Here is a 21,068-nt window from a genome sequence, read left to right as displayed (position 1 = left end):
TAGGGGTACACTGCACCACACCACAAGAACCGACGAAAAAGTAAGGTACCCACTTTTGAGTAAGTCCATTCATCCCATTCCCGGCTCGGCGGCCGACCGGGTGGAGCAGGCGCTGCAGTTTCTCGAGGGCCGCTGGAAGCTGGTGATCCTGTTTCGCCTGTTCGGCGGCAAGGTGCAGCGCTTCTCCGAGCTGGAGCGGTCGATCCCGGCGATTTCGCAGAAGATGCTGATCCAGCAGTTGCGGCAGATGGAGGCCGACGGCATCGTCCGGCGCATCGTGCATCACCAGGTGCCGCCCAAGGTGGAATATGGCCTGACCGATTGGGGACAGGCGCTGTGTCCGGCGCTCGATGCCCTGCTGGGCTGGGCCGAGACCAGGCCGGCAGTGGAATCGGTGCGCCCCGAGGCTGCCGAGGGCTCTTGAGCGGCGCCGCTCTTTATTTTTGCCAATCATCCCCCTATAAGCGGGCAAAATTCGTCAGAAGCATCCGCGAGGGATCGAATGGCCGGCCATTCACACGCCAAAAACATCATGCACCGCAAGGGCAAGTCGGACGCCGTGCGTTCGAAGGTCTTTTCCAAGCTGGCCCGCGAAATCACCGTGGCGGCCAAGATGGGCATGCCCGATCCGGCCTTCAATTCGCGGCTGCGCCTGGCCGTGGTCAATGCTCGCTCGCAGTCCATGCCCAAGGACAATATCGACCGCGCCATCAAGAAGGCGATCGGCTCGGACGGCGAGAATTTCGAAGAGATCCGCTATGAGGGCTATGGCCCGGGTGGCGTTGCCATCATCGTCGAGACGCTGACCGACAACCGCAACCGCACCGCCTCCAATGTGCGCTCGTACTTTTCCAAGTGCGGCGGCGCCATGGGCGAAACCAATTCGGTCGGCTTCATGTTCGACAAGGTCGGGGAGATCGTCTACCCGGCCAAGGCCGGCAGCGAAGATGCCATCATGGAAGCGGCGATCGAGGCTGGTGCCGATGACGTCGAGAGCAGCGAAGACGGTCACTATGTGACCACGACCTTCGAGGCCATGGTGGACGTGGCCGCCGCGCTGGAAAAGGCGCTGGGCGAAGCGGAATCTGTCAAGGCCGTATGGAAGCCGCAGACCAATGCCCCGATCGATGCCGACAAGGGCGCGACGCTGATGCGGCTGATCGCCATGCTGGAAGAAGACGATGACGTGCAGAACGTCTATTCGAACTTCGAAATGAGCGATGAGGACATGGCCAAGCTCGACGCGTAACGCCCTGGGCTGATGACCGGAATTTCGGGGGCGGTGCTGCAGGCGCCGCCCTTTTTCATGCCGACTGCTGCAGGTCCGGATCGGCCAGGTCGGCGACATTGACCACGGCGGAGCGGTTGCGGCCGGCGCGCTTGGCCTCGTAGAGACGCTGGTCGGCGATGCGGAACAGTTCGGCAAATTCGCGCTCGCCCTCGAACACGGCGCCGCCAATGCTGACCGAGAGCAGGTGGCGCTGGCCGTCCGGGGCAAAGTTGGCCAGACGCACCGAGCGGCGGATGCGCTCGGCAATGGTTTCGGCCTGGTACTGGTCGAGGTCGGGCAGGTAGACGGCAAACTCCTCGCCGCCCATGCGCCCCACCAGATCGCCCGAGCGCAGCACGGCCCGGATCGAGCGGGCGATGATGGCTAGGGCGTCGTCGCCGCAATCGTGGCCAAACAGGTCGTTGATGGCCTTGAAGTTGTCGGCGTCGATCATCAGCAGGGCGCTGGTCGTGTCCGGCCGGCGCTGGGCCAGCAGGCCGCCGACACGCGCGGTAAAGGCGCCGCGATTGAGGCAGGAGGTGAGGCTATCGGTGCGCGCCACCAGGCCCAGGCGGATATTGCTCAGCGCCAGGCCACGCACCCGCATGCCCAGAAACAGGAACAGCGGCATGCCGACAATGGCCGGGATCAGGATCGCGCTGACCATGGCCCGCTCCAGGGCCCGGGCGCCCAGGTCGCCGAACAGCACGACATTGACGATCAGCGACACCACCATGCAGAAAAGGGTTCCGATCAGCGTCCATCGGCCGACGCTGGACCAGCTCTGCAAAGCGGTCAAAGACTTGGGGCGCAACATCGGCAATCTCCGGCGGGCAACGGCGCGTCAATTTCTGCGCTGGCCTGGTGCAATCAATAGTGAGGGATGACGCGTCCCCGGCAAAAATGGTGTCGACGTTCGGCGTGCTCTGAAATTACTCGGCCCCCGTCAGCACGATGCTGGCATAGCGGGAAAACAAACCCGGCAGAGGCATGATCGTTCCCTTGACCCTGCCCTTGCCCGGCTGGTGGTTAACCGTTTGCCAAGTCAGGCGCGCGGCTCAGGAATCTGTCTGTCACAGGCTAGGGTGAGCCGCTGAACAAAGGGTTGGCGAGATCGGCGCAATTGACCCTATCGTCCGTTTTTCCACGCGCGTGTTTCCGCTTTGTTCACATTGGGCTTGGTAGGATCGTCGCCGGCGATTAAGGATGATCCATGAACCTGACGACGCGAATCATTGGCATTGATCCGGGCCTGCGCCGTTGCGGCTGGGGTGTGATTGAAAGCCAGGGCAACCGCCTGACCTTTGTCGGCGCCGGGACGATAACGCCCGCGGTCGATGGCGGGCTGGCCGAACGGCTCGCAATGCTGTTCGCCGGGCTCAATGCAGTGCTGGACCGGTTTGCACCGGCCGAGGCGGCGGTGGAAGAAACCTTCGTCAATGCCGGGGTGCGTTCGGCGCTGATCCTGGGTCAGGCCCGCGGGGTAGCGATGCTGACGCCGGCGGCGCGCGGCCTGCCGGTGGCCGAATATGCCGCCAATCTGGTCAAGAAGTCCGTCGTGGGCACGGGCCACGCGGGTAAGGGACAGGTCGAACTGATGGTGCGCACGCTGATGCCGACGGCAGATTTCAAGGGGCCCGATGCGGCCGATGCGCTGGCGATTGCCATCTGCCATGCGCATCACCGGGTATTGCAGCAGCGCTTGAGGGCCATGGCATGATCGGCAAGCTCAAGGGCATGATCGACAGCTTTGGCGATGACCATGTGCTGATCGACTGCGGCGGCGTCTGCTACGAGGCGTTCTGCTCGAGCCGGACCCTGCAGGCGCTGCCGCGGGTGGGCGAAGCCGGCGTGCTGTTCATCGAAACCATTGTCCGCGAGGACATGATCCGGCTCTATGGCTTTGCCACCGAAACGGAAAAGGCCTGGTTCAACCTGCTCTCGACAGTGCAGGGCGTGGGCGCACGCGTGGCGCTGTCGATCCTGTCGGTGCTGTCGCCGTCCGAACTGTCGAGCGCCATTGCGCTGCAGGACAAGGCCATGATCGGCCGCGCCAATGGCGTGGGGCCCAAGCTGGCCGTGCGGCTGGTGACCGAGCTCAAGGGCAAGGTGCCGACCGGCGTCGGCATCGATGCCGGCACGCTGGGGCTGCAGGCGGCTCTGGGCGACGGCGTGGCGCCCGGCGCCATTGCCGATGCGGTCTCGGCGCTGACCAATCTGGGCTATTCGAGTGCCCAGGCGTCCGCCGCCTTGGCGCGCATCGTCGCCCGCGAGGGCGATGGCGTGCCGACCGAGAAGCTGATCCGGCTGGGCCTGCGGGAGTTGAGTAGTTGAAAGTCGATGTCCAACGACAGCTTGACACAGCTACGGCATATTTCCTGGCCGGTGAGCGCTGTGCCCTCAACATAAAATTTGGTCAGTACGACTTTCATTCTATCTCTGCGCCAACCATCACGAATTATGTGTTTTCTGTCGAGCTTGCTTTCAAGCTGGTTCACTTTCTCGCATCTGGCTCCAGAGAGCGCGGGCATGACCTGGAAGTGCTGTACCTTGGGCTACCCGATGAAGTCAGAAACAACCTCCCGCATCTGGCTGGATGCGTTTCCGACATAGCTCGATACTTCGAAGATTGGCGGTATCCGTTTGAGAGGGAGCTCCTGTTCGGAGACTTTGACGATCCACGACGCGCCTTCATTGAATGCTATTGTGAGATCAGGCGACTGCGGCCCCAGTTGGCAAGTGTCTATGAGAGCCTATGGGGCACCTTCGAGCCGGAGTGGGTTTTATCGTGGCCGGAGGCCCAACCGTGCTGGGAGTTGAGACTGGCAGCTGCGTCGTCTAAAGCGGACCTATGAATGCTCGGGTGAACGTAATGTCGTCTCTTGTCGAACAGATTGAGAAGCTAAACCTTCCAAAGGGGCAATCGCCCACAATTCCTGCGCTTGTGCTAGAGGCGGCAGACCGCCTTGGCTTGGTGCTGCAATTGACGTCTCCATCAGTGCCTGAACAATACGAGGTCTCGCGATCCGGTAACCCTTGCGGCTACATTCACGCCAGACATGGCGGCATGACCGTGAGTTACCCCGATGCCGCTGGCGAAGACCTATACCAGGGATCGGTCGATGGCTTTGCCGGCTTTACCGATAACGAGCGGGAGACAAGAGTGCTTTTTGCTCTGGCGCTGATTGCGGCGCGGATGCTCCGCGCATGAGTCTTACCTCCCCCATTGCCGGACGCGACGGCGACGTTGATGTCGCCATGCGCCCGTCCGGCTTTGCCGAATTTGTCGGCCAGGCCGATGCGCGGGCAAATCTGGAAGTCTTCATCGCCGCGGCCAAGCAGCGCCAGGCGGCGCTGGACCATGTGCTGTTTGTCGGGCCTCCCGGACTGGGCAAGACAACGCTGGCGCAGATTATCTCCCGCGAGCTGGGCGTCGGCTTTCGGGCCACCTCGGGCCCGGTCATCGCCAAGGCGGGGGACCTGGCGGCGCTGCTGACCAATCTGGAAGACCGCGACGTATTGTTCATCGACGAGATCCACCGCCTGAGCCCGGCCATCGAGGAAATCCTCTATCCGGCGATGGAGGATTACCAGCTCGACCTGATCATCGGCGAGGGCCCGGCGGCCCGCTCAGTGCGCATCGACCTGGCCAAGTTCACGCTGGTAGGCGCCACGACGCGGGCGGGCCTGCTCACCACGCCGCTGCGCGACCGCTTCGGCATTCCGGTGCGGCTCAATTTCTACACGCCCGAAGAACTGGTGCAGATCGTCACCCGCGGGGCGCGGTTACTGGGCATGCCGATGGCGCCGGACGGGGCGATGGAAATCGCCCGGCGCTCGCGCGGCACGCCGCGCATTGCCGGGCGCCTCTTGCGTCGGGTCACCGATTTTGCCCTGGTCGAAGGCTCAGGCCAGATCACCCGCGCCATTGCCGACAAGGCGCTGCTGCGGCTCGATGTCGATGCGCGCGGGCTCGACCAGCTGGACCGGCGCTATCTGGGTACGATTGCCGATTTCTATGATGGCGGGCCGGTTGGTATCGAAACCATAGCGGCGGCCTTGAGCGAGCCGCGCGACGCCATCGAGGAAATCGTCGAGCCCTACCTGCTGCAGCAGGGCTTCATCCAGCGCACGCCACGCGGGCGCATGCTGACCGGCGCCGCCTTCCAGCATCTGGGCAAAAGCGTGCCGCAGGGCTTTGTCGGCCTGCAGGCGAGCCTGTTCGAAGAGCCCGAGGCATGAGCGCGGCGCGGACCATGCTCAGTTTCTCGATCGGCGGGACGCGGTTCAACTACCGCGTGGCCGGGGCGGCAATACGGGATGGGCATGTGCTGGTCGATCGCGAGAATGACGACGACTATTGCATGCTGCCCGGCGGACGGGTGGAGATGGGGGAGCCGAGCGACCTGGCGCTGCTGCGGGAAATGGCCGAGGAACTGGCCATGCCGGTGTCGCTGGGGCCTTTGCTGTTCACCTATGAGAGCTTTTATGGCCGCGAAGGCGAGCGGTATCACGAGCTCAGCCTGATCTATTCCATCGAACTGCCGGTCGAGGTCCGTCCGGGCGGGCCGCAGCCATTTCTGGTGCGCGAGGATGAAGGCAAGCTGCTGCAGTTTTCCTGGCTGCCGCTGCAGGGACAGGCACTCGACGCGGCCCGGCTGATGCCCCCATGGCTGCCGCAGCGGCTGCGGAGCCATGTGGGCGCCGTCGAGCATGTGATCTTTCATGAGGCGGACGACGTGGCATGAGCCCGCATCGCTTTCCCGTTCGCATCTATTACGAAGACACCGATTTTTCCGGCAATGTCTATCACGCGGCCTATCTGAAATTCTTCGAGCGGGGGCGCACCGAGTTCCTGCGCGATCTGGGCGTGCACCATGCCGAACTGGCGGCACAGGGCATTGCCTTCGCGGTGCGCTCGATGACCCTCGAATTTGAGGGGGCGGCCCATATCGACGATCTGCTGGTGGTCAGCACCAGGGTCGCCAAGGTCTCCGGCGCCAGGCTGGTGCTCGAGCAGTCCATTGCCCGCGGGGAAACCGTGCTGACCCGGGCCTCGGTCGTGGTGGCGGCGATCAAGACCAGCGGCGGGCCGGCCCGGCTGCCGGCGACGCTACGTGCCCTGTTGGTGCAGCAGGACTGAGCGCGCCTGTCGGCGCGATCACGACTTGGTGGCTCGTGCTGACTGAGTCGCTTTGTTAACCATTCCTTGACCATAATTGCGGCAAAGCGAACATGTGTCCGGTTCGGGGTCCGCAACGCTCCGGTTTCCGGGCATTTCTCTTAATTTTGACAGATTTAGACCCCATCGCCTTCCGGCTGAGGGTCGGTGCGAGAACCAGGCCAAGAAGGATCACTACATGGAAGCCATGGACGCTGTGGGCGCCGTCGTGCCGCACACCGATTTTTCCATCTGGGGCCTGTTCTGGGCCGCCGACTGGATCGTCAAGTCCGTGATGCTGGGTCTGCTGGGCGCCTCGGTCTGGTGCTGGGCGATCATCATCGACAAGACCATCGTCTATCGCCGCACCAATGCCGAGATGAACCGCTTCGAGCGCACGTTCTGGTCGGGGCAGTCGCTGGAAGAGCTCTACCAGATGCAGTCGGAGAAGCCGTCCGGCGGCATGGGCGCGGTCTTCGTCGCCGCGATGAAGGAGTGGAAGCGCAGCCATGAGCAGAATGCCGCGAGCTTTCTGGGCATGCAGCAGCGGCTCGACAAGGTGCTCGACGTCGCCATTTCGCGCGAGAGTGACAATCTGGAAAAGCGGCTCGGCTTTCTCGCCACCATCGGCTCGGCCGGCCCGTTCATCGGCCTGTTCGGCACGGTATGGGGCATCATGAATGCCTTTACCGCCATTGCCGCCTCGTCCAATACCAGCCTGGCCGTGGTGGCCGGCCCGATCGCCGAGGCGCTGTTTGCCACCGCCATTGGCCTTGTCGCGGCCATTCCGGCGGTTATCGCCTATAACAAGCTGAGCTCGGACGCCTCCAAGATGGTGGGGCGCCTCGAAGGCTTTGCCGACGAATTCTCGACCATTCTGAGCCGCCAGCTCGAAGCGCGGAGCCACTAATATGGGCATGGGCGTAGCAGGCGGTGGTGGCGGCGGACGCGGCCGGCGCGGTCGCAAGAAGGCGATCATCAGCGAGATCAACATCACGCCCATGGTGGACGTGATGCTGGTGCTGCTGATCATCTTCATGGTGGCAGCGCCGATGATGACGGCCGGCGTGCCGATCGACCTGCCGCAGTCGGCGGCTGGCGACATGCCCAACCAGGCCGACCCGGTCACAGTGGCGGTGACGCCCGAGGGGGTCATCTATGTCAACGAGGACGTGGTCGCCGAGACCGACCTGACCAGCGCCCTTACCGCCATGGGCGTTGTCGGTGCCGAAGACCGCATCTTCCTGCGCGGCGATACGACCGCCGACTATGGCTCGGTGATGCGGGTCATGGGCATTCTGTCGGCGGCCGGCTACACCAAGATCGGTTTGATCACCGAGCGGAACCCGGGCTAGTCCAGTGCGCATTGGCGTAACCGCATCGATTCTTGCCCACATCGTGGTGCTGACCATTGGCCTGATCAATCTGGGCATGACGCAGCCGTTGACGCCGGTGGTGGAGTCGATCTCGGTCGATCTCGTGCCGATCGAAGAATATTCCAACATTCGCGCCGGCCAGCTCGACAGCACCGTTGTCGAGACCGAGACGCCCTCGATCGTCGAAGACGACACGCCCGCCGAGATCGCCCAGCCAACCGGCAATACCGAGGAAGATCAGGTGACCCCGTCGCCGGCCGACATTCCCACTCCCGCGCCGGTAACCAATACGGCGCCAGCGCCCGAGAGCCAGCCCGAGCCGGCGCCCGAGCCAGAACCGGAGCCTGAGCCGGCCCCGGTTCCGGCCACAAGGCCGACCCCGGCGCCCGAGCCGGTGCCGGAACCCGTGCCCGAGCCCACGCCAGAGCCGACCCCGGCCCCCGAGCCGGTGCCTGAGCCCATCCCCACGCCCGCACCGACACCCGAGCCCGTGCCGGAGCCTGTCCCCGAGCCGGTGACCCCGGCCGTGGCGGCGCCGGCCCCGGCGGCGCGGCCGAGCAATCTGGCGCAGTTGCGCGAACGTTTTGCCGCGGCCGAAGCCGAGCGCAAGAAGCGCGAGGAACAGGAGCGCCAGCGCGCTGCGGCGGCCCAGCAGGCGGCGCAGGAGCAGCCGACCGAACAGCTCGATGCCTCGCTGGCTGATGACATTTCCGCCATTATCAACACCGATACTACCACCGGTGGCACGACCGGGGCCGGTGGCACGCCGACGCTGGGCGATACCACGGGCACCTCGGCGCGGCTCAGCCAGTCGGCCATCGATGGTCTGGTGGCCCGCATCAAGACGTGCTGGAACCTGCTGCCGAGCGACATCAATAGCGGGCTCAATGTGGTATTGCTGGTGACGATGAACCCGGACCGGACGGTGGCGAACACGCAGATCGTCCAGGCCGATCCGTCCCCGGCCGGCGGCGCGGTGGCCCGCGCGGCGCAGCGCGCGGTGACAGCCTGCGGCCCGTACGACATGCTGTCGAACGACGCCTTCGACAACTGGCGGCAGATCGAAATGGAACTGCGCCCATGAATTTGGATTGGTATGCTGGGCGCGCAGACTGGCGCACCAGCGGCGACATTGGAGACGATAGATGACCCTGCTTACCCGGCGCCATGCGCTCAAACTCGGCCTGGCGGGTAGCGCGCTGCTGGCAAGCACCTCGCTTACCCTGGCGCAGTTGCGCATCGTGGTGGAGGGGGCCAACTTCCAGCCCCTGCCGATCGCCATCCCCGATTTCGCCTCGTCCGACCCGGCCTTCGGCACCGAGATCGCCGAAATCGTGCGCAACAACCTGCGCCGGTCCGGCCTGTTCCTGCCGCTCGATCCGGCCTCGCTGCCGGTGCAGGTCGGCGATGTCAGCGCGGCGCCCGATTTTGCTACCTGGCGCACCGCCAATGTCGATGCCCTGGTGATGGGCGCGGTGGAGCGCGGCGGCCAGATTTCCTCGTCGGTACGCGTCTGGGATACCCAGCAGGCGGCCCAGGTGGTCGGCCAGAGCTACAATACCGACGCCAATTCCAGCCGGCGCGTGGCCCATATCATCTCGGACGCCATCTACCAGTCGCTGGCCGGCGGCACGGGCTATTTCGATACCCGCGTCATCTATGTGGCCGAGAGCGGCCCCAAGGCCAACCGCGTGCGGCGCCTGGCCATCATGGATCAGGACGGCGCCAATGTGCAGTACCTGACCGATGGCAGCACCATGGCGCTGACGCCACGTTTTGCGCCCAATGGCGACCTGGTCACCTATATGAATTTCGTCGACGGCAATCCGCAGGTCTATCTGCTGCAGCTGTCGACCGGCCAGCAGCGCCGCCTCGCCGATGTCGGGGCGATGACCTTTGCGCCGCGCTTTTCGCCCGATGGCGGCACGGTGGCCTTCTCGGTGGAACAGGCTGGCTCCACCAATATCTATTCCACCAGCGTCAATGGCGGGTCACCGCTGCAGCTGACCTCGGGCACGGCGATCGATACCGGCCCCTCCTATTCGCCCGATGGCAGCCGGCTGGTGTTCGAGAGCGATCGCGGCGGCTCGCCGCAGATCTACATGATGGGCGCGGGCGGCGGCACGCCGCAGCGGGTCAGCTTCGGCCAGGGCAGCTATTCCACCCCGGTCTGGGCGCCGACAGGCGATCTCATCGCCTTCACGCGGCAGTCGGGCGGCCAGTTCAATATCGGCATCATGAATGCCGATGGCTCGGGCGAGCGCATGCTCTATACCAGCTTTCACGCCGAGGGCCCGACCTGGGCGCCCAATGGCCGGGTCATCATGTTCTTCCAGGATCCGGGCGGCAATGACGGCCCCAAGCTGATGAGCGTGGATATCTGGGGCCGCAACCTGCTGACCATCCCGACCGAAAGCTATGCGTCCGATCCGGCCTGGTCCGGCCTGCGGGCATAATTCTACAGCCAGACCGTACCCTCGTCAGCCGCGGGTACGGTCAGCATCACCCTTTGGCGCCAAGGGCTTAACCTTAACGGGCGACAGGCTGTCACTGTGGCGCCACGGCATCATCACAGAAAAGCCAGCATTCCCGCCACATTGGTGCCGTGATAGGCAATGATTAACCAAGCCAGCAAACCCGGCCTTAAGATTAAGTGCGGTAAATCCCGAACTTAAGATTTTGCCTTTCAGGAGCCTATCCGTGGTCATCACCGCACCTTTCTCCACCGCATTGCGTGCCGCCGCCATGCTGCTTTTCGTCGTGGCGATCGCGGCCTGTTCGCGTACGCCCAACACGCTGCCGACCGGCGTGGGCAATCTCGGGCCTGGCGGCGGCGCTCCCGGCAGCCAGCAGGAATTCCTGGTCTCGGTCGGCGATCGCGTGTTCTTCACCACCGATTCGAGCTCGCTGACCCCCGAAGCCTCCGCCACGCTGGACAAGCAGGCCGCCTGGCTCAACCAGTACCAGAACTACCGCATCATGATCGAAGGCCATGCCGACGAGCGCGGTACGCGCGAATACAATATCGCCCTGGGCGCCCGCCGTTCCTCGGTGGTGGTGAACTATCTGGTGTCGCGTGGCGTCAGCCAGCAGCGCATTACCAGCCAGTCCTTCGGCAAGGAACGCCCCGTGGCGATCTGCAACGACATCTCGTGCTGGAGCCAGAACCGCCGCGCGGTCACGGTCGTTCAGTAGACCTGGCGGTCTTCGCCAAGCCGGCTTCCCAGGAAGCCACCAGTCGGTGCAAACCGGCAACAGCAGCGCCCGGAGCCAGCTAAATGGCCCGGGCGCTTTGTTTTGACCAAAATTGGCCTTTATTTGCAGGCCAGCAACGGTCCATGGTTCTTGTGCACAGCGGACCTTCGGAGGCTCAGTATCTTGCAGACAATCTTTTCAACCCGAACAGGCAGAACGGGCCTGCGACTGGCCCTGGCCAGCGTCCTGGCCCTGGGGGTCGCGATGCCGACCCTGGTCAATGCCGCGATGTTCTCGACGCCCGCGCCGCTTGGCCGCGTGCTGAGCGACGCGGCGCCCGAGCGCGTGCACGTGGCACAGGCCGCCGATACGGCCCAGCTGATGGTGCGCATCCAGCAGCTCGAAGAGCAGAACCGCCTGCTCAATGGCCAGATCGAGGGACTGACCTTCCAGCTCACGCAGATGCAGGAACTGGTCAACCGCATGGCCGAAGACAATGAATTCCGCTTCCAGGCGCTGGAAGGCGGTGCCAGCCCAAAAACTGATGCGGCAACCCAAGCAGGCGGCGTGACGCAGCCTGAGGCGTTGCCGCAGGACCCGGCCAATACGGCTCTGGACCCCCAAGGGGTGCCGATGACCGATATTCCCGAGCAGGGGGTGCAGCCGCTCCCCGGCGAGATCGAGTTCGACCCCACCTTCACCGATGGCAGTGCCGCGCCGATGGACGATCTGGGCAATTCCGCCGATCCGCTGGTGGGCACCGGCGCCACGGGGGGCGTCGACCTGGTCACCGGGCAGCCGCTCAACCTGAGCTATGACCCGGCCGCTGCCGATACCGGCAATGCGGATGCCGACGCGCAGTTCGCTGCCGGCTTTGAAGCGATCAGCACCGGCGACTACCCGTTTGCCGAGGATCAGTTCACCCAGTTCCTGGCGCTCTATCCCGACAATCCGCAGGCGACCGAAGCGGCCAACCTGCTGGGCGATGCCTTGCTCTACCGGCAGGCCTATAGCCAGGCGGCCGACGTGCTGCTCAATGCCTTCCAGAAGGCGCCGGACAATCCGCGCGCGCCGGACCTGCTGCTCAAGCTGGGCATGGCTTTGTCGGGTGCCGGTGAGCGCGAAACCGCCTGCCGCACGCTGGCGGAAGTCGACAAGCGCTTCACCGCCCTGCCTGCCGTGTTCACGACCCGGCTGGCCGAGGAAAAGGCCCGGGCCGCATGCCCCCCCGGCTAGGACCAGACCTGGCCAGCCCGGCCGGGCTTGCGGCGCTGTTCGCCGATGTGGCGACGGCGCCGGCCATCGGCCTTGCGGTGTCGGGCGGGGCGGACAGCCTCGCTCTGCTGCTGCTGGCGACGCGCTGGGCCGCCAGCCGGTCCCAGCCGCCGCGCCTGGTGGTCTATTCGCTCGACCATGGGTTGCGGCCGGAGGCCGGCGATGAAGTTGCCATGGTGCTCGATGTCGCGCGCTCGCTTGGCGTGACGGCGCGCGGGCTGGTCTGGTCCGGCGACAAGAAGGTCACGGGCGTGCAGGAAGCGGCGCGCCAGGCGCGCTACCGGCTGATCGGCGCGGCCATGCGGGACGATGGCGTCGGCGTGTTGCTGACGGCCCATCACCGCCAGGACCAGGCCGAGACGGTGCTGATGCGGCTGGCGCATGGCAGCGGCGTCGAGGGCCTCAAGGGCATGAGCGCGATGGCCGAGATCGAGGGCGTGCTGGTGCATCGTCCCCTGCTCGATGTCGATCAGGCGAGCCTGGTCGGCATTGTTGCCGAGGCCGGGCTGGTGCCGGCGGCGGATCCTTCCAATCTCGATTCCCACTACGAGCGCGTACGCTGGCGCCAGGCCATGCCGGCCCTGGCCGAACTGGGGCTTGATGCGGCGACGCTGGCCCAATTTGCCGCGCGGATGGGCGAGGCCGATGCGGCCATTGCGCAGATGGCGGACGCGGCCTTTGCCGATATCGTGCGGCTCGATGGTTTTGGCGCGGCGTCCATCGCCCTGGCGCCCTTTGCCGGGCTTTCGCCCGCCGTGTCGACGCGGGTGCTGGGCCGGGTGCTCAATATCGTGGGTGGGCGGCAGAAGCCGCGCGCCCTGGGGCAGGTGGAGCGGCTGCGGCAGGCGATCTGCGGGCCGGGCCTCGACCGCGCCAGCACTGTGCTGGGCTGCGTGGTGCGCCTCAAGGGGGAGGCCATCAGCGTGGCGCGCGAGCCGGGGCGGGCGCTGCCCGGCGACGCGATCCTGCTGCCGCATGGCGAACTGGTCTGGGACGAGCGCTTCCGCATCATCAATGGCTCGGACGAAAGCGGGCTGACCGCCAGCGTGGCCGACTACCTGCCGCGCCACCGGCTGGAAGCCTTTCTGGGCTTCAAGGTCACCGCACCGGCCGAGGCCATCCGCACCGCGCCGATCGTGCGCGATGCTGCAGGCGGCGTGCTGTCGCTGGGCGGCTGGTCGTTCGACGCGCGCATCAGCGTGCAGTTGCTGATCGACTGAAGCGGCAGGCGTACGCTTGTCCCGCTTATCCCCGCAGCCATAACCGCGCGCATAATCATGCCCATTACCCCACGCGGCGGCCTGCAGGCGAACAGTGGTGGGGTGAGCCGGGTGGAGGTTTTGCCTCTTCCACAGGTTCCAAGACGGCCGTGCGGGGGCGAGCGATCTCCGTGCCGCCGAACAGTTCCAAAAACCGGCACCCCGAGGCGGTTATCGTCTCATTTTTCAAATTTACCGGAGGCGAAATCCGTCTCGGGGTCCGCTCCTCTGTTCCTCACCGGAGGCGGCTGCGCCGTCCGGCGCGGCGGCACGCCCATACCGCATGGCGACAGCGTTGCCCGCCTGCACCATGCCATGTTAACCCCATCCGGATATTGTGACTGGACGGGGCGCCCAAAGCGCCGCAGGTCTGGCCCTTGTAACGCCCCATTGCCGGACTTACATTCGGCCCACTAACCGCGCCTCCTCGCGTGGTCCTTTCCGGGACAGGATTGATGAACGGAAATTTCCGCAACTTCGCCATCTGGCTGGTCATTCTCTTTATGCTGATGGGCCTGTTCCAGGTCTTCCAGTCGTCGACCCGCTCGGTTTCCGTTTCTGACAAGAGCTACAGCCAGTTCGTGAGCGACGTTGCGGCCGGTCGGGTCAACAGCGTCACCATCACCGACAATGTGGTGTCCGGCGCGCTGTCGGACGGTACGCGCTTTGAAACCGTGCTGCCTGCCGGCGCCGACATCATTTCGCGCCTCGAGGCCAGCGACGTGTCGATCACGGCACGGGCGCCCGAAACCAGCCCGTTCTGGACGGTGCTGCTGAGCTCCTGGCTGCCCTTCATCGTCATTATCGGCGTCTGGTTCTTCTTCATTCGCCAGATGCAGGGTGGCGGCAAGGGCGGCGCGATGGGCTTTGGCAAATCGCGCGCCAAGCTGCTGACCGAATCAAGCGGCAAGGTGACGTTCGAGGACGTGGCCGGTGTGGACGAGGCCAAGCAGGATCTCGAGGAAATCGTCGAATTCCTGCGTGATCCGGGCAAGTTCCAGCGCCTGGGTGGCCGCATTCCGCGCGGTGTGCTGCTGGTGGGCCCTCCGGGCACCGGTAAAACGCTGCTGGCCCGTTCGGTTGCCGGCGAAGCCAATGTGCCGTTCTTCACCATTTCGGGTTCGGACTTCGTTGAAATGTTTGTCGGCGTCGGCGCCAGCCGCGTGCGCGACATGTTCGAGCAGGCCAAGAAGAACGCGCCCTGCATCATCTTCATCGACGAAATCGACGCCGTCGGTCGCCAGCGCGGCGCCGGTCTCGGTGGCGGCAATGACGAACGCGAGCAGACGCTCAACCAGCTGCTGGTCGAGATGGACGGCTTCGAGGCCAATGAAGGCATCATCCTGATCGCCGCCACCAACCGTCCCGACGTGCTCGATCCGGCGCTGCTGCGTCCAGGCCGCTTCGACCGCCAGGTCGTGGTACCCAATCCCGACGTTGCCGGTCGCGAAAAGGTGCTCAAGGTCCATGTCCGCAAGGTGCCGCTGGCCCCTGACGTCGACCTCAAGGTGCTGGCCCGGGGTACCCCCGGTTTCTCCGGCGCCGATCTGATGAACCTGGTCAACGAGGCAGCCCTGATGGCGGCGCGGCGCAACAAGCGCTTTGTCACCCATGCCGAGTTCGAGGATGCCAAGGACAAGATCATGATGGGCGCCGAGCGCCGCACCATGGCCATGTCCGAGGACGAAAAGAAGCTGACCGCCTATCACGAAGCCGGCCACGCCATCATCGCGCTCAAGGTTGCCGGCATCGATCCCATCCACAAGGCCACCATCATCCCGCGCGGTCGCGCGCTGGGCATGGTGATGACCCTGCCCGAGAGCGACAGCTATTCGTTCTCCCGTGAAAAGGCCCTGGCCCGGCTGACCATGCTGTTTGGCGGCCGCGAGGCCGAGATCATCAAGTTCGGTCCGGAAAAGGTCACCAGCGGCGCGTCGGGCGATATCCAGATGGCCACCAGCCTTGCCCGCTCGATGGTGATGGAATGGGGCATGAGCGAAAAGCTCGGCCGCGTCCGCTACAAGTCGAGCGACCAGGAAGTGTTCCTGGGCCATTCGGTGACGCAGTCGACCAATATGAGCGATGACACTGCCCGTATTATCGACCAGGAAGTGCGCAAGCTGATCGAGGATGGCGAGGCCTCTGCCAAGCAGATCCTGATCACCTATCAGGATCAGTGGGAAGCCATTGCCCAGGCGCTGCTCGAATATGAGACGCTGACGGGCGACGAGTTGCGCGCCCTGATGGAAGGCCACCAGCCGGTCCGGCCGGACGAGAATGGCCCTTCCAACAAGGCCAGCGGCGTGCCCTCGGCCGGCAAGAAGCGGCCCGATGCGCCGCCAGCCGGCGATCTCGAGCCACAGCCGGGCAGCTAGCACCGACGACAGAATTGAAGGGGCCGCCGCGAGGCGGCCCTTTTGCATGGCGGGGATTTCCGCTATGCCGCCACAAAGTGGTATTAATCCCGGCGGCCAGCAGGCCGCGCAGCGCGCGATGAGGGGCAGATCAGATGGTACGTAAGTATTTTGGCACCGACGGTATCCGCGGGCTGGCCAATGGCCCCAAGCTGACCCCGGAACTGGCGCTCAAGGTGGGCATGGCGGCGGGGCAGAAATTCGTGCGCGGCGACCACCGCAACCGCGTGGTGATCGGCAAAGATACGCGCCGCTCGGGCTATATGATCGAGCAGGCGCTGACGGCTGGTTTCACCGCGGTGGGCATGGACGTCTACCTTTTAGGGCCGATGCCGACCCCGGCCGTGGCCATGCTGACCCGCTCGCTGCGCGCCGATCTGGGCGTGATGATCTCGGCCTCGCATAATCCGTTCGAGGACAACGGCATCAAACTGTTCCGCCCCGATGGCTACAAGCTGAGCGACCAGATCGAGCTCGAAATCGAGCGGCTGATCGACAGCGACCTCTCCAAGACGCTGGCGCATGGCCGCGATATCGGGCGGGCGCATCGCGACGAAGAGGCGCGCACGCGCTATATCGAGTATGCCAAGCGCACGCTGCCGCGCAATACCGACCTGGCCGGCCTGCGCGTGGTGCTCGATTGCGCCAATGGCGCGGCCTACAAGGTGGCCCCGATCGCGCTGTGGGAGCTGGGCGCGGAAGTGTTCACCATCGGCGACAAGCCCGATGGCTTCAACATCAACGACAAGGTCGGCTCGACCGCGCCCGAAGCGGTGGCGGCCAAGGTGCGCGAGATGCGCGCCGATGTCGGCATTGCGCTCGATGGCGACGCCGACCGCGTCATCATCGTCGATGAAAAGGGCAATGTCGTCGATGGCGACCAGTTCATGGCGGTGATTGCCGAGAGCTGGCTGCAGCGCGAAGTGCTGCAGGGCGGTGGCATCGTGGCCACCGTGATGTCCAATCTGGGGCTCGAGCGCTACCTGACCACGCTGGGGCTGACGCTGGAGCGCACCCAGGTGGGCGACCGCTATGTGCTCGAAGCCATGCGCGCCAAGGGCTTCAATGTGGGTGGGGAACAGTCCGGCCATATCATCCTGTCCGATTTCACCACCACGGGCGATGGTCTGGTCGCGGCGCTGCAGCTGCTGGCCGTGCTCAAGTCGCAGGACCGGCCGGTGTCGGAGATCTGTGCGCGCTTCACCAAGGTGCCGCAGGTGCTGCGCAGCGTGAAATTCAAGTCCGGCAAGCCCCTGGAGAACAAGCTGGTCATGGCGGCCATCGCCGATGGCCAGGCCATGCTGGGCGTTGGCGGGCGGCTGGTGGTGCGGGCCTCGGGCACCGAGTCGGTGATCCGGGTGATGGGCGAGGCGGACGATGCCAGCCTGGTCTCATCGGTGGTACAGCAGATCGAGACGGCCATTCTCGACGTCGCGTGAAGTCTATCGCAAGTGTAAATGCAAAGTAACACTGATTAACGATTTGCTAATGGCTGGTCACATTTATAGACGGCGGTAAGGTTAAATCTTTGGGTTAAGCGACATTTAAGGATATTGCCCGATATTGAGGGCAATCGACTGGTGTCGTGGCAACCAAAGGACATTACTCATGCGCAAGCTTATCGCTGCGATCATGGTGGCAGGGACCGCCCTCGTTGGCGGTCAGGCAATCGCCGCCGATTTTCCCTATTATCCGCCGGTGATCGAAATCCCCGATGTCGACTATGGCGTATCGGGCAGCTTCTACCTGCGCGGCAGCGCGGCCGCCAATGCGATGTGGACGCCGCATGTGAATCACCCTACGGCATCCAACGGCTCGGGCATTTTCGAGATCAACCGCTTCGGTTACGGCTATTCGGTCGGCGCCGGTGTCGGTTACGAATTCGGCAACGGCTTCCGCACGGACGCCACGGTGGACTACCTCAGCAATGAAGGTATGCGCGCCACCATCGTCGGCGGCGCACCGGCACTCGCCAATGGCGACCATACCTTGTCGCTCCGCTCCACCATCGTGCTTGCCAATGCCTATTACGACTTCCCTCTGGCCAGTGACAGTTATGGCGCCGCGGGCGGCGCCTTCGGCTATGTCGGCGCGGGCGCCGGTGTTGCCTTCAACGATTTCGTCACCAATGGCCCGGGCAATCCGGATACTCGCGACCAGAACACCAGCCTGGCTGCTGCCGGCATGGTCGGCGTGGGCTACGACTTCGGCCAGGTGGTTGCCGATATCGGCTATCGCGCGCTCTACATCAACCGGATCCAGAACGACGCGGCGCCCAATCCCTACACGCTGGACAACAACTGGGTACATGAAGTGCGCGGCACGCTGCGCTACCGCTTCAACTAGCCGGACAGCGCCCGCCACGACGGCGCGCAACCGAACGGCAATTGCGCCGGCACCCGAAAGGGTGCCGGCTTTTTTGTGCCTCTGCGCTGGACAGGGCCGGTGTCGGGTGTTCTGCTCGGCGCAAGGGAGAGCAGATTATGAAGGTTCTGATCGTGGGCGCCGCCGGCATGGTTGGCCGCAAGCTGGTATCGGCGCTGCTGGCGGAAGGGCAGGTCGGGGGCAAGGCCATTAGCGGTCTGACCCTGGCGGACGTGGTCGAGCCGTCCCCGCCCGGTGGGTCAGTGCCGCACACATTGGTGGCGGCGGACCTGGCCGATCCGGCAACGGCGAACCGCCTCATCTCGGACCGTCCCGATCTGATCTTTCATCTGGCGGCCATTGTCTCGGGCGAGGCCGAGGCCGATTTCGACAAGGGCTATGCCATCAACCTCGATGGCACACGGCATCTGTTCGAGGCCATCCGCCACGCGGGCCAGGCCGGGCCCTATTGCCCCCGGCTGGTGTTCACCTCGTCGATTGCGGTGTTTGGCGAGCCGCTGCCGGCCGTGATCGGCGACAGCCACGACCATACCCCGCTGACCAGCTATGGCACGCAGAAGGCGATCGGCGAACTGCTGCTGGCCGACTATTCGCGGCGCGGGTTCCTCGATGGCGTCGGCATCCGCCTGCCCACCATTGCGGTGCGGCCCGGCAAGCCCAACAAGGCCGCTTCGGGCTTCTTTTCCGGCATTATCCGCGAGCCGCTGGCGGGCCTGGGAGCCGTGCTGCCGGTGCCGGACAGCGTGCGGCACTGGTTTGCCAGCCCGCGCGCGGCGGTGGGCTTCCTGTTGCATGCTGCGGTCCTCGATACACAACTGCTGGGGCATCGGCGCAATCTGTCCATGCCGGGCGTGGCGGCGACCGTAGGCGAACAGATCGCTGCCCTGGAGCGGGCTGCTGGCCCCGGAGCGGTGGCGCTGATCCGGCGTGAACCCGACGCGATCATTGCCGGCATCGTCGCGGGCTGGCCCAAGGCCTTTGCCGCCGATCGCGCCCGCGCCCTGGGCTTTGTCGGCGATGCCAGCTTTGACGAGATCATCGCCATCCATATTGCCGACGAACTGGATGGCCGCATCGCGGTCGTTTGACGTTCACCAAGCCGAAACCATCGTACCACTTGGATACTATGTTCTGGTGGGAGATTTAATATGGTGATCCTCCACGAGGTTCCCCATGCGCGTTGTCATTGTCGAGGACAATTCCATCAATCTGGATTTGCTGTGCTCCCTGGTGGGCAGGCTCCCCCATGTCACGGTACAGGGGTTTTCCGACCCGGCGCTGGCGCTTGCCGATGCCCGCCAACAGGGCTGTGACCTGCTGATCGCCGATTACATGATGCCGGGCCTCAGTGGTCTGCAGCTGATCGAGGCGATGCGGGGGCTGGCGTCGCACGCGCATGTCCCCATGGTGATGATCACGGCCGACAATGACCGGGCCGTACGGCTTGCCGCCATCGCGGCGGGGGCGACCGACTTCCTGACCAAGCCTGCCGACCCGCTGGAGCTGCGGTCGCGGGTAACCAATCTGCTGGCGCTGCGCGGGGCGCAGAATGCCCTGGCAGAGCGTGCGGCGTCTCTCGCTGCTGAAATTGCCGAGGCCACCTCCGATCTGCAGCGGCGGGAAGAGGAAATCATCTGCCGGCTGGCGCGGGCCATCGGCTTTCGCGATGGCGATACCCGGGATCATGTCGACCGGGTGGCGCAGATTGCCCGCATGCTGGCCGAAGCGCTCGGCGAGGACGCGACCTTTGTCCGCAATCTGGGCCTGGTGGCCCCCTTGCACGATGTCGGCAAGATCGGCGTCCCGGACGCCATCCTGAACAAGCCGGGGCGCCTGGATCCCGATGAAATGGCGATCATGCGCAGCCATGTGGGTATTGGCGCCAAGATCCTGGCGGGCGGCGATTCCGACCTGGTGCAGATGGCCGAGGCCATCGCGGCCGGGCACCATGAACGCTGGGACGGCACCGGCTATCCGCGTGGATTGGCCGGCTCGGCCATTCCGCTGGCCGCCCGGATCACGGCAGTGGCCGATGTGTTCGATGCGCTCTGCAGCCCACGGCCCTACAAGGCGGCGTGGAGTCTTGAGGCTGCCTATGCGGAAATCTGCCGCGGCGCCGGATCGCATTTCGACCCCGCCTGTGTCGCCGCCTTTGCCCATAGCTGGCCGCGCATCGAACCACTGATGGGTGCCCCCTCTTCCGCCACCGTTGCAGCTTAGGACATGTCCGTGCGCCACCTGCTTGCCATCGCCCTGCTCGCTTTGTCTCCGCTTGCCGCCGCATCCGCGCAAGACCTGCCGGCGCCTACCGGCCCGGTGGTGCTGACCATTTCGGGCGCCATCGGCGTTTCCAATATTGAGGGGGCGGCGGTCTTCGACCAGGCCATGCTCGACGGGCTGGCCCAGCACACGATCACCAGCCAGACGCCCTGGTATGACGGCGACCGGACCTTCAGCGGCGTGCTGGTCTCGGCCCTGCTCGAGGCGGTGGGCGCCACAGGGTCGGCACTGAGCGTAACCGCGCTCAACGGCTATTCCGCAGAAATTCCGCGAGACGATGTCACGCTCCATCCCGTCATTCTGGCCAGCCGGGTCAATGGCGAACTGCTGAGCGTGCGCGAAAAGGGGCCGCTGTTTGTCATCTACCCGTTCGACACCCATCCCGAACTCTTCAATGAAGTGTATTTCGGGCGGTCCGTCTGGCAGGTCACCGCCATGAGCGTGCAGTAGGTG

Annotated in this window: 22 protein-coding genes; 21 read left to right on the top strand and 1 reads right to left on the bottom strand. The window is 64.9% G+C overall.

Features of this window, described 5'->3' with window-relative positions; genetic code table 11:
- Positions 1-55 precede the first annotated feature (55 nt).
- Positions 56-424 (top strand): winged helix-turn-helix transcriptional regulator, encoded by a 369-nt coding sequence (locus AC4NN3_RS12560; RefSeq protein ID WP_491927434.1) that lies wholly within the window; start codon positions 56-58, stop codon positions 422-424.
- Positions 425-502: 78 nt separating this feature from the next.
- Positions 503-1,249, top strand: a complete 747-nt coding sequence (locus AC4NN3_RS12555) for a YebC/PmpR family DNA-binding transcriptional regulator (protein WP_193334688.1) — start codon at positions 503-505, stop codon at positions 1,247-1,249.
- Positions 1,250-1,304: 55 nt separating this feature from the next.
- Here AC4NN3_RS12555 and AC4NN3_RS12550 read toward each other — a convergent pair whose 3' ends face one another.
- Positions 1,305-2,087 carry a GGDEF domain-containing protein gene (locus tag AC4NN3_RS12550; protein WP_491927433.1) on the bottom strand — a complete coding sequence of 261 codons (783 nt, stop codon included), beginning with the start codon at positions 2,085-2,087 and terminating at the stop codon, positions 1,305-1,307.
- Positions 2,088-2,483: 396 nt separating this feature from the next.
- Between AC4NN3_RS12550 and ruvC the strand changes: the two genes are divergently transcribed.
- The 19 genes from ruvC to AC4NN3_RS12455 all read left to right on the top strand — a co-directional run bounded on the left by ruvC (position 2,484) and on the right by AC4NN3_RS12455 (position 21,065).
- The gene (ruvC, locus tag AC4NN3_RS12545) at positions 2,484-2,990 is read left to right on the top strand and encodes a crossover junction endodeoxyribonuclease RuvC (protein ID WP_491927432.1); all 507 of its coding nucleotides are present in this window, start codon (positions 2,484-2,486) and stop codon (positions 2,988-2,990) included.
- A complete protein-coding gene (gene ruvA / locus AC4NN3_RS12540; RefSeq protein WP_491927431.1) occupies positions 2,987-3,604 on the top strand; it encodes a Holliday junction branch migration protein RuvA in 618 nt (205 codons plus the stop codon). The genes ruvC and ruvA overlap by 4 nt, the downstream gene beginning before the upstream one ends.
- A gap of 538 nt (positions 3,605-4,142) precedes the next feature.
- Positions 4,143-4,481 carry a hypothetical protein gene (locus AC4NN3_RS12535; protein WP_491927430.1) on the top strand — a complete coding sequence of 113 codons (339 nt, stop codon included), beginning with the start codon at positions 4,143-4,145 and terminating at the stop codon, positions 4,479-4,481.
- Positions 4,478-5,512 (top strand): Holliday junction branch migration DNA helicase RuvB, encoded by a 1,035-nt coding sequence (gene ruvB / locus AC4NN3_RS12530; protein WP_491927429.1) that lies wholly within the window; start codon positions 4,478-4,480, stop codon positions 5,510-5,512. The genes AC4NN3_RS12535 and ruvB overlap by 4 nt, the downstream gene beginning before the upstream one ends.
- Complete coding sequence (locus AC4NN3_RS12525) at positions 5,509-6,018, top strand: NUDIX hydrolase (protein ID WP_491927428.1); 510 nt, start codon at positions 5,509-5,511, stop codon at positions 6,016-6,018. Before ruvB ends, AC4NN3_RS12525 begins: the two co-directional genes overlap by 4 nt.
- Positions 6,015-6,413: a tol-pal system-associated acyl-CoA thioesterase gene (gene ybgC / locus AC4NN3_RS12520; protein ID WP_491927427.1), complete on the top strand. Its 399-nt coding sequence runs from the start codon at positions 6,015-6,017 to the stop codon at positions 6,411-6,413. The genes AC4NN3_RS12525 and ybgC overlap by 4 nt, the downstream gene beginning before the upstream one ends.
- A gap of 226 nt (positions 6,414-6,639) precedes the next feature.
- Complete coding sequence (gene tolQ, locus AC4NN3_RS12515) at positions 6,640-7,341, top strand: protein TolQ (RefSeq protein WP_232846816.1); 702 nt, start codon at positions 6,640-6,642, stop codon at positions 7,339-7,341.
- A 1-nt stretch (position 7,342) separates the two neighbouring features.
- Positions 7,343-7,786 (top strand): ExbD/TolR family protein, encoded by a 444-nt coding sequence (locus AC4NN3_RS12510; protein WP_491927426.1) that lies wholly within the window; start codon positions 7,343-7,345, stop codon positions 7,784-7,786.
- A 4-nt stretch (positions 7,787-7,790) separates the two neighbouring features.
- A complete protein-coding gene (locus AC4NN3_RS12505) occupies positions 7,791-8,891 on the top strand; it encodes a hypothetical protein (RefSeq protein ID WP_491927425.1) in 1,101 nt (366 codons plus the stop codon).
- A gap of 61 nt (positions 8,892-8,952) precedes the next feature.
- Complete coding sequence (gene tolB, locus AC4NN3_RS12500) at positions 8,953-10,263, top strand: Tol-Pal system beta propeller repeat protein TolB (protein WP_491927424.1); 1,311 nt, start codon at positions 8,953-8,955, stop codon at positions 10,261-10,263.
- 289 nt (positions 10,264-10,552) lie between these two features.
- Positions 10,553-11,002 carry a peptidoglycan-associated lipoprotein Pal gene (gene pal / locus AC4NN3_RS12495; protein WP_491927594.1) on the top strand — a complete coding sequence of 150 codons (450 nt, stop codon included), beginning with the start codon at positions 10,553-10,555 and terminating at the stop codon, positions 11,000-11,002.
- A gap of 264 nt (positions 11,003-11,266) precedes the next feature.
- A complete protein-coding gene (locus AC4NN3_RS12490) occupies positions 11,267-12,238 on the top strand; it encodes a tol-pal system YbgF family protein (protein WP_491927423.1) in 972 nt (323 codons plus the stop codon).
- Positions 12,223-13,497: a tRNA lysidine(34) synthetase TilS gene (tilS, locus tag AC4NN3_RS12485; protein WP_491927422.1), complete on the top strand. Its 1,275-nt coding sequence runs from the start codon at positions 12,223-12,225 to the stop codon at positions 13,495-13,497. Before AC4NN3_RS12490 ends, tilS begins: the two co-directional genes overlap by 16 nt.
- A gap of 494 nt (positions 13,498-13,991) precedes the next feature.
- Complete coding sequence (ftsH, locus tag AC4NN3_RS12480) at positions 13,992-15,911, top strand: ATP-dependent zinc metalloprotease FtsH (RefSeq protein WP_491927421.1); 1,920 nt, start codon at positions 13,992-13,994, stop codon at positions 15,909-15,911.
- Between the two features lie 134 nt (positions 15,912-16,045).
- Positions 16,046-17,389 (top strand): phosphoglucosamine mutase, encoded by a 1,344-nt coding sequence (gene glmM / locus AC4NN3_RS12475; RefSeq protein ID WP_491927420.1) that lies wholly within the window; start codon positions 16,046-16,048, stop codon positions 17,387-17,389.
- A gap of 169 nt (positions 17,390-17,558) precedes the next feature.
- Positions 17,559-18,296, top strand: a complete 738-nt coding sequence (locus AC4NN3_RS12470) for an outer membrane protein (protein WP_491927419.1) — start codon at positions 17,559-17,561, stop codon at positions 18,294-18,296.
- A 137-nt stretch (positions 18,297-18,433) separates the two neighbouring features.
- Positions 18,434-19,423, top strand: coding sequence for a D-erythronate dehydrogenase (gene denD, locus AC4NN3_RS12465; RefSeq protein ID WP_491927418.1), 990 nt, complete (start codon positions 18,434-18,436; stop codon positions 19,421-19,423).
- A gap of 85 nt (positions 19,424-19,508) precedes the next feature.
- Complete coding sequence (locus AC4NN3_RS12460) at positions 19,509-20,555, top strand: HD domain-containing phosphohydrolase (RefSeq protein ID WP_491927417.1); 1,047 nt, start codon at positions 19,509-19,511, stop codon at positions 20,553-20,555.
- A gap of 9 nt (positions 20,556-20,564) precedes the next feature.
- Positions 20,565-21,065, top strand: a complete 501-nt coding sequence (locus tag AC4NN3_RS12455; RefSeq protein ID WP_491927416.1) for a putative pterin-binding protein — start codon at positions 20,565-20,567, stop codon at positions 21,063-21,065.
- The last annotated feature ends 3 nt before the right edge of the window (positions 21,066-21,068 follow it).

This window comes from Devosia sp. MDV22-iso42 (genome assembly GCF_058629155.1).
The sequence above is the reverse complement of the archived record's forward strand: the minus strand, read 5'-3'. Positions and strand labels throughout refer to the sequence as shown.

Bases quoted from the DNA above. Each gene is read 5' to 3' on its own strand.
- AC4NN3_RS12555 (WP_193334688.1), top strand. From the start codon at position 503: ATGGCCGGCCATTCACACGCCAAAAACATCATGCACCGCAAGGGCAAG.
- AC4NN3_RS12550 (WP_491927433.1), bottom strand. From the start codon at position 2,087: ATGTTGCGCCCCAAGTCTTTGACCGCTTTGCAGAGCTGGTCCAGCGTC.
- ruvC (WP_491927432.1), top strand. From the start codon at position 2,484: ATGAACCTGACGACGCGAATCATTGGCATTGATCCGGGCCTGCGCCGT.
- ruvA (WP_491927431.1), top strand. From the start codon at position 2,987: ATGATCGGCAAGCTCAAGGGCATGATCGACAGCTTTGGCGATGACCAT.
- AC4NN3_RS12535 (WP_491927430.1), top strand. From the start codon at position 4,143: ATGTCGTCTCTTGTCGAACAGATTGAGAAGCTAAACCTTCCAAAGGGG.
- ruvB (WP_491927429.1), top strand. From the start codon at position 4,478: ATGAGTCTTACCTCCCCCATTGCCGGACGCGACGGCGACGTTGATGTC.
- AC4NN3_RS12525 (WP_491927428.1), top strand. From the start codon at position 5,509: ATGAGCGCGGCGCGGACCATGCTCAGTTTCTCGATCGGCGGGACGCGG.
- ybgC (WP_491927427.1), top strand. From the start codon at position 6,015: ATGAGCCCGCATCGCTTTCCCGTTCGCATCTATTACGAAGACACCGAT.
- tolQ (WP_232846816.1), top strand. From the start codon at position 6,640: ATGGACGCTGTGGGCGCCGTCGTGCCGCACACCGATTTTTCCATCTGG.
- AC4NN3_RS12510 (WP_491927426.1), top strand. From the start codon at position 7,343: ATGGGCATGGGCGTAGCAGGCGGTGGTGGCGGCGGACGCGGCCGGCGC.
- tolB (WP_491927424.1), top strand. From the start codon at position 8,953: ATGACCCTGCTTACCCGGCGCCATGCGCTCAAACTCGGCCTGGCGGGT.
- pal (WP_491927594.1), top strand. From the start codon at position 10,553: ATGCTGCTTTTCGTCGTGGCGATCGCGGCCTGTTCGCGTACGCCCAAC.
- AC4NN3_RS12490 (WP_491927423.1), top strand. From the start codon at position 11,267: ATGCCGACCCTGGTCAATGCCGCGATGTTCTCGACGCCCGCGCCGCTT.
- tilS (WP_491927422.1), top strand. From the start codon at position 12,223: ATGCCCCCCCGGCTAGGACCAGACCTGGCCAGCCCGGCCGGGCTTGCG.
- ftsH (WP_491927421.1), top strand. From the start codon at position 13,992: ATGAACGGAAATTTCCGCAACTTCGCCATCTGGCTGGTCATTCTCTTT.
- glmM (WP_491927420.1), top strand. From the start codon at position 16,046: ATGGTACGTAAGTATTTTGGCACCGACGGTATCCGCGGGCTGGCCAAT.
- AC4NN3_RS12470 (WP_491927419.1), top strand. From the start codon at position 17,559: ATGCGCAAGCTTATCGCTGCGATCATGGTGGCAGGGACCGCCCTCGTT.
- denD (WP_491927418.1), top strand. From the start codon at position 18,434: ATGAAGGTTCTGATCGTGGGCGCCGCCGGCATGGTTGGCCGCAAGCTG.
- AC4NN3_RS12460 (WP_491927417.1), top strand. From the start codon at position 19,509: ATGCGCGTTGTCATTGTCGAGGACAATTCCATCAATCTGGATTTGCTG.